General features: G+C 64.1%; 8 protein-coding genes and 1 pseudogene. 5 read left to right on the top strand and 4 right to left on the bottom strand.

The genetic code is table 11. The features are described 5' to 3' along the window. Positions 1 to 50: 50 nt before the first annotated feature. From NKH97_RS07625 to NKH97_RS07640, 4 genes and pseudogenes are all read left to right on the top strand, one after another. Positions 51 to 434, top strand: coding sequence for a RidA family protein (locus NKH97_RS07625; RefSeq protein ID WP_023812356.1), 384 nt, complete (start codon positions 51 to 53; stop codon positions 432 to 434). Positions 435 to 488: 54 nt separating this feature from the next. After that, positions 489 to 1,292 (top strand): creatininase family protein, encoded by an 804-nt coding sequence (locus tag NKH97_RS07630; RefSeq protein ID WP_352678344.1) that lies wholly within the window; start codon positions 489 to 491, stop codon positions 1,290 to 1,292. Between the two features lie 169 nt (positions 1,293 to 1,461). Beyond that, the gene (locus NKH97_RS07635) at positions 1,462 to 1,716 is read left to right on the top strand and encodes a type II toxin-antitoxin system ParD family antitoxin (protein ID WP_023812358.1); all 255 of its coding nucleotides are present in this window, start codon (positions 1,462 to 1,464) and stop codon (positions 1,714 to 1,716) included. Beyond that, positions 1,716 to 2,004, top strand: a pseudogene (locus NKH97_RS07640) (type II toxin-antitoxin system RelE/ParE family toxin). The gene NKH97_RS07635 and the pseudogene NKH97_RS07640 overlap by 1 nt, the downstream one beginning before the upstream one ends. Positions 2,005 to 2,025: 21 nt before the next feature. On the opposite strand, the gene NKH97_RS07645 reads toward NKH97_RS07640, so the two are convergent. Together NKH97_RS07645 and cobD are read right to left on the bottom strand one after the other, a co-directional pair. Beyond that, a complete protein-coding gene (locus tag NKH97_RS07645) occupies positions 2,026 to 2,535 on the bottom strand; it encodes a tyrosine phosphatase family protein (protein ID WP_352795954.1) in 510 nt (169 codons plus the stop codon). Next, entirely contained in the window at positions 2,532 to 3,581 is a 1,050-nt protein-coding gene (gene cobD, locus NKH97_RS07650) for a threonine-phosphate decarboxylase CobD (protein WP_352795956.1), read from the bottom strand. The genes NKH97_RS07645 and cobD overlap by 4 nt, the downstream gene beginning before the upstream one ends. Between cobD and cbiB the strand changes: the two genes are divergently transcribed. Continuing rightward, on the top strand, positions 3,580 to 4,548 hold the full coding sequence (cbiB, locus tag NKH97_RS07655) for an adenosylcobinamide-phosphate synthase CbiB (RefSeq protein WP_023812362.1): 969 nt from the start codon (positions 3,580 to 3,582) through the stop codon (positions 4,546 to 4,548). The two genes, cobD and cbiB, sit on opposite strands and share 2 nt — an antisense overlap. Before the next feature lie 271 nt (positions 4,549 to 4,819). Here cbiB and cobO read toward each other — a convergent pair whose 3' ends face one another. Both cobO and cobU read right to left on the bottom strand, forming a co-directional pair. After that, positions 4,820 to 5,434: a cob(I)yrinic acid a,c-diamide adenosyltransferase gene (gene cobO, locus NKH97_RS07660; protein ID WP_352795958.1), complete on the bottom strand. Its 615-nt coding sequence runs from the start codon at positions 5,432 to 5,434 to the stop codon at positions 4,820 to 4,822. A gap of 1 nt (position 5,435) precedes the next feature. Continuing rightward, positions 5,436 to 5,948: a bifunctional adenosylcobinamide kinase/adenosylcobinamide-phosphate guanylyltransferase gene (cobU, locus tag NKH97_RS07665; protein ID WP_352795968.1), complete on the bottom strand. Its 513-nt coding sequence runs from the start codon at positions 5,946 to 5,948 to the stop codon at positions 5,436 to 5,438. Between the last annotated feature and the right edge of the window lie 52 nt (positions 5,949 to 6,000).

Raw genomic sequence — 6,000 nt, forward strand, 5'->3', positions numbered from 1 at the left:
TGAAGGTGTAGTGGGTCCGGCTTTAGGCTGACGGCATCCAGGAGATTGCCATGTTCAGATTCCTCACCCCGAAGTCGATCAAGCCGCCCTTTGCCCGCTACAGCCACGGCGTCGAGGTGCCGGCTGGCAAGCGGCTGGTGCTGTGCTCGGGTCAGGTCGCCATCACCGCGGACGACCAGATCCCCGAAGACGCCGGCGCGCAGGCCGAACTCTGCTTTCAAAACATCGCGGCGATTCTCGGCGAAGCCGGCCTGGGTCTGAGGGATATCGTGCGCATCAACACCTATGTCACCGATCGCGCGCATCTGCGGCCCTATATGGATGTCCGCGACCGGCTGTTTTCCAGCCCCGCGCCGGCCTCGACGCTGATGATCGTTTCCGGCTTTGCCCGCCCCGAATTCAAGGTCGAGGTCGAGGCCATCGCGGCCGGGTGATCGACAGACCGCGCTTGCCGCGCTAGGTCTGCCGGACCATTGAAGAGGCATGACATGACCGTACCCAAAAGACGTGTGTGGTGGGGCGACTACCGGACCACCGAATACGCCTCGATCGATCCGGAGGCGACGATCGCCGTGCTGCCGGTGGCGGCGATCGAGCAGCATGGGCCACATCTGCCGGTCTCTACCGACACTTCGATCATGAACGGCATGCTCGACACGGTTATTTCGCGCCTGCCCGACGATCTCGACATCCGCATCCTGCCGGTCCAGGCAGTGGGCAAGTCGAACGAACATCTGCACGCGCCGGGCACCCTCACTCTGCCGGCAACCACGCTGATAGAAGCCTGGACCGAGCTTGGCCTGTCGATCGCTCGCGCCGGGGTGCGCAAGCTGATCGTGGTCAATTCGCATGGCGGCAACGAAGAGATCATGGGCATCGTCACGCGCGAACTGCGCGTGCGTGAAAAGATGCTGGCGGTAAAGACCAGCTGGCAGCGTTTTGGTCGTCCGGCCGGCATGTACACCGAACTGGAGGATCGCCACGGCATCCATGGCGGCGATGTCGAGACCTCGCTGATGCTGCATTTCCGGCCGGACCTCGTCGACATGGGCAAGGCCGACAATTTCGTTTCCAATGTCGCCAAGGCCGAGAAGGAATTCTCGCTGCTGCGCCACACCGGCACCCACGCCTTTGCCTGGATCGCTGGCGATCTCAACCCGAACGGCGTCGTCGGCGATGCCAGCATCGCAACGGCGGAGAAGGGCCGGCTGACGGCAGAATATCAGGCCGACGGCTTCATCAGCCTGCTGCGGGATGTCCGCAAGGCCAAGCTCGCGGACTGGTTGACGTAGCCTCCAAACCAGTGGTCTGGCATCGTAAGGCAAAACGCTGTCCTCTTGAACAAACCAGGCGACGGAGGGCGGATCAGACAATAACGCTTTGCACAGAGAGATTTCCGCACAAGAGATTTTGACAAACTTTGCCAAAATGCACCATACTGGGCGGAATATGGAGGCCAGTATGGCAACGATGAACGTATCATTGCCCGACCCGATGAAAGATTGGGTTGAGGCGCAAACCGAAACGGGCCGTTACGCCAACGCGAGCGATTATGTGCGCGATTTGATCCGTCGGGATCAGGAGCGCAACGACAAGATTGCCGCCATGCAGCGCTTTGTCGATGATGGCTTGAAGAGTGGCATCGGCAATCGATCCAGGGACGCGCTTTTCACGGAGGCGGTTAAACGCGCTGAAAAGCCATCCGGCAATAGGTAGTGGGATTTCGCCTTTCTTTAGCCGCGGAAGAGGACATCGTCGGTATTGCCGAGCAAGGGGTGCGCCTGTTCGGCGCTGTGCAGGCCAGACAGTATCATGACGAGTTGTTCACGATCTTTGACCTGATCGCTGCCAGTCCCCGAATAGCGGCTTGAATTGAGGCCACCGATGCGTATCCATCCCTTCAAAGCCCATCTTGTCGTCTACCGGATCGAAGCCGACGACGACGTGTTCATTGTCCGGGTACGCCACGGGCATGAAGATTGGGCGAATGAGGGCACTCGATAATCGAACAACGACATGGGGCAGCTAGCTGTCGATCCTCAGCGCAAAGGGCGTGCCTTCAAAGGCATCCGCACCGCGGCCGATCGATTCGATCGCCTCGATCATGCGGCCGTTGCGATCAAGCAGCGCATCGGCCACCGCGATCAGTCGCGGATTGGGTGTTGCCGAGGGCGACAGCGCCCGCAGCGTCCGCGCCAATTCGGCCTCGTCGCGTTTCGGCGCCAATGCGGCCGCGATGATATAGGCCGAAGCCGTTGAGCGGCTGATGCCGGCATAGCAATGCACGAGCATCGGCCTTGCCCGGTCCCAGCGGCGCGAAAAATCGAGCAGGTTACGGACATGCTCCTCGCCCGGCATGGTCATGCCGTCCTGCGCCGCCGCGATGTCATGCATGACCAGATGCAGATGGTTTTCTCGGGCGATCGACGCCGGACGGACCACCTCCGTTCCGGCGGCAAGCAGCGACAGCATGCGGTCGGCGCCGGTCCTGACCACCGTTTCCTCGATCTTTGCCAGCGAACAGACATGGATCATTGTTTTGAACCCTTCGATTGATGCTCGCGCCGCGACGCCCATTCGGCAAGAGCGGTCTCGAGCCGCTGCCATTCCTCCTCACTCCCCGGCAGGCCGGCGCGCAGAACGTCAGGCCGATCGGCAAAATGGCGAAGCAGGATGCCGCGCTCGCCGAGCGCGGCAAACAAATCGGCGGCATGCGGCAGGCGAAGAAAACGGAACAGCGTGGTGCCGCCCACGACGGGAACGCCGAAGCGGCCGAACAGCGCGTCGAGCCGCGCCGATGCGCCGGCAAGAGATGATCGCATCGCGTCCTGCCAGTCGATGTCGGCAAGCGCGCGGATGCCGTATTCCAGCGCCGGGCCGGCGACGGCCCATGGCCCGAATTGCGTCTCAAGCCGTTCGACCGTCGCTACATCGGAAAGTGCAAACCCGAGCCGCAGCCCGGCCAGGCCGAAGAACTTGCCGAACGAACGCAGGACGACGATACCGCCCTGGCCGACATCGCCGCAGAGGCTATGCTCGCGCGGCCCAACATCCATGAACGCCTCGTCGACAACCAGCAGCCCGCCCTTGGCGCGCAATCCGGCAGCCAGAGCCAGCAACCGGTCGCGCTCGATGACACGTCCATCCGGATTGTTCGGATTGACGATGATGGCAAGGTCGGCGTCCGCCAGGTCAGCGAAATCGCCGACCTCGGTCACCGCGTGCCCGGCGATCACTGCTGCGCGGGCATGTTCGGCGTAGGTCGGACCCAGCACCAGCGCCCTTCCGGGGGTAATCAGCGAGGCGACGCGCGGCAACAGGATCTGCGTGCCCGGTGCCGCCACGATGTTGGCTGGCGACGGCGCCCCATAGGCACTGGCAGCGATCTCTGTCAGCTCACGCGTGCGCGCGGCTTCCGGCAACCGCGACAGCGAGGTGGCGGGCAGGTCGAAAAGCGGGTAGGAGTGCGGATTGATACCGGTCGAGAGGTCGACGAATGGCAGCAGGGCGTTGGGAAAAAGCCCCCTCGCGCGGCCAAGACTTCCACCATGGTCCACAACCGCCCCATTAAGAAGCTTCATGTCAGTCCTGATCGCTTTCCTGTCATTGGCCGTCGAATTCGCCCTCGGTTACCCCGATTGGCTGTTTCGCGCCATCGGCCATCCGGTGACGTGGTTCGGCAGGCTGATATCCTTTCTCGACCACAGGCTCAACCGCGCCACTGATCCCGACGCGCTGCGTCGCAAGCGTGGTGTCCAGGCGCTGCTGGTCATCGTGCTGGTGCCGGCGATAATTGGCCTGGGCGTGCAGATCCTGTTCTGGTTTGTTCCCATGGGCCTCGTCATCACGGCCCTTCTGGCAACGTCGCTTCTGTCGCAAAAGAGCCTCTATGAGCATGTCGAGGCGGTGGCTGACGCGCTCGACACCGGCGGCCTGGCTTTGGGCCGCGTTGCCGTTTCGCGGATCGTCGGCCGCGACCCTGAAACGCTCGACAGGGCCGGCGTCTGCCGCGCGGCGATCGAGAGCCTGGCCGAGAATTTCTCTGACGGCATCGTCGCCCCCGCCTTCTGGACCGGCGTCGGCGGCCTGGCCGGCGGCGCCGCCTACAAGGCCGCCAACACCGCCGATTCGATGATCGGCCACCGCACCCCGCGCCACGAGGCGTTCGGCTGGGCAGCGGCGCGCTTCGACGACTGGATCAATCTGCCGGCGTCGCGGCTGACGGCGCTGCTGATCGTGCTGGCGGCGTTCCTCGTCAAAGGCGCTGATGCGAAAAATGCCTGGCATGCGGTATTGCGCGACGCGAAAAAACATCGCTCACCCAATGCCGGCTGGCCGGAAGCGGCGATGGCCGGCGCGCTCGGCCTGTCGCTCGCCGGGCCGCGCAGCTACGGCGGCGTACTGGTCGACGACGTCTTCATGGGCGAAGGTGGGCGGCGCGAAGCCGACAGCCTCGACATCAGGCAGGCGCTGAAACTCTATCGCGTTGCCGACTATCTGCTGATCGCCCTGTTCGGGTTGGTTTCGGTCGTTGTCATCGTGACGTGATCTCACGCTCCCCCTTGTGGGCAGGGCTATCGCATATGGAATTCCTGAGATGTCTGCCCGGCACGGACCCCCACCCCTAGCCCCTCCCCACAAGGGCGAGGGAGACTTCCGCTGGCGCCGACCCAAGCGAATCGCCTGTCTTTTCGGCGCCAAAGAAGAATTAAAGGCACGCGGCAGCGTTCCCTCCCCCTTGTGGGGAGGGTTAGGGTGGGGGTCCCTCTTCGCAAGAATCCATATGCGATAGCCCTGCCTTCAAAGGGGGTAAGAAGCCTCAGAACTCGATCCCCTGCTGGGCCTTCACGCCCGCGGAAAAATGGTGCTTGGTCACGCCCATTTCGGTGACGAGGTCGGCCGCCTCGATCAGCGCCGGCTTGGCATTGCGGCCGGTGACGACGACATGCAGGTCCTCGCGTCGCGCCTTCAGCGCCGCAACCACTTTGTCGAGGTCGAGATAGTCGTAGCGCAGCGCAATGTTCAGTTCGTCGAGCACCAGCAGGCTGATCGACGGATCGGCCATCAGTTCGAGCACCTTGACCCACGCGGCTTCGGCGGCTGCGATGTCGCGCTTCAGGTCCTGCGTCTCCCAGGTGAACCCCTCGCCCATCGCGTGCCAGACGACGCGGTCGCCGAAGGCAGCAAACGCATCCTTCTCGCCGGTGTGCCATTTGCCCTTGATGAACTGGACGACACCGACACGCTTGCCGTAGCCGAGCATGCGCAGCGCCAGGCCGAAAGCAGCCGTGGTCTTTCCCTTGCCGGGACCGGTGTTGACGATCAGCAATCCCTTCTCGACCGTCTTGCTCGCCACCTCGGCATCCTGCACCGCCTTGCGCTTGGCCATCTTGGCGCGGTGGCGTTCTTCGTCCTTATCGTCGATGTCGGTCATGTCATTTCACCTTGAGCGGCAGCCCCGCCACCATCAGCAGCACCGTATTGGCGACAGCGGCGACCTGCTGGTTGAGCCGGCCGGCGGCATCGCGAAAGCGGCGCGCCAGTGCATTGTCCGGCACGATGCCTTGTCCGACCTCATTGGACACCACGAACCATGGCCCGCGCGGCCGCGACAGCACGTCCGCCAACCGACGGCATTCAAGCTCGAGATCGTGATCGGCCAGCATATGATTGGTCAGCCACAGCGTCAGGCAGTCGACAAGCACAGGCTGGCTGTCGGGCAAGGCCCCGAGCGCGCCGGCGAGATCGAGCGGTGCGTCGATGGTCGTCCAGCCTTCGCCACGCCGCGATCGGTGCAACGCGATGCGTTCATGCATCTCGTCATCCCAGGCTTGCGCCGTGGCGACATAGGTCCAGGGCGGCGGCAAGGCGGTCGCCAAAATTTCGGCGTGGGGGGGGGGGGGGGGGCGCGCGGCCGCCCCGCGGGGGGGGGCGAGGGTGAGGGGCAGGCCACCAGGCGGCCCCGGGGGGCGCGGGGCCGCGGGCGCCGCCCCCGCCCCC

This window comes from Mesorhizobium sp. M0870 (assembly GCF_040319775.1).
Classification (GTDB): Bacteria; Pseudomonadota; Alphaproteobacteria; order Rhizobiales; family Rhizobiaceae; genus Mesorhizobium.

Bases quoted from the DNA above. Each gene is read 5' to 3' on its own strand.
- NKH97_RS07625 (WP_023812356.1), top strand. From the start codon at position 51: ATGTTCAGATTCCTCACCCCGAAGTCGATCAAGCCGCCCTTTGCCCGC.
- NKH97_RS07630 (WP_352678344.1), top strand. From the start codon at position 489: ATGACCGTACCCAAAAGACGTGTGTGGTGGGGCGACTACCGGACCACC.
- NKH97_RS07635 (WP_023812358.1), top strand. From the start codon at position 1,462: ATGGCAACGATGAACGTATCATTGCCCGACCCGATGAAAGATTGGGTT.
- NKH97_RS07645 (WP_352795954.1), bottom strand. From the start codon at position 2,535: ATGATCCATGTCTGTTCGCTGGCAAAGATCGAGGAAACGGTGGTCAGG.
- cbiB (WP_023812362.1), top strand. From the start codon at position 3,580: ATGTCAGTCCTGATCGCTTTCCTGTCATTGGCCGTCGAATTCGCCCTC.
- cobD (WP_352795956.1), bottom strand. From the start codon at position 3,581: ATGAAGCTTCTTAATGGGGCGGTTGTGGACCATGGTGGAAGTCTTGGC.
- cobO (WP_352795958.1), bottom strand. From the start codon at position 5,434: ATGACCGACATCGACGATAAGGACGAAGAACGCCACCGCGCCAAGATG.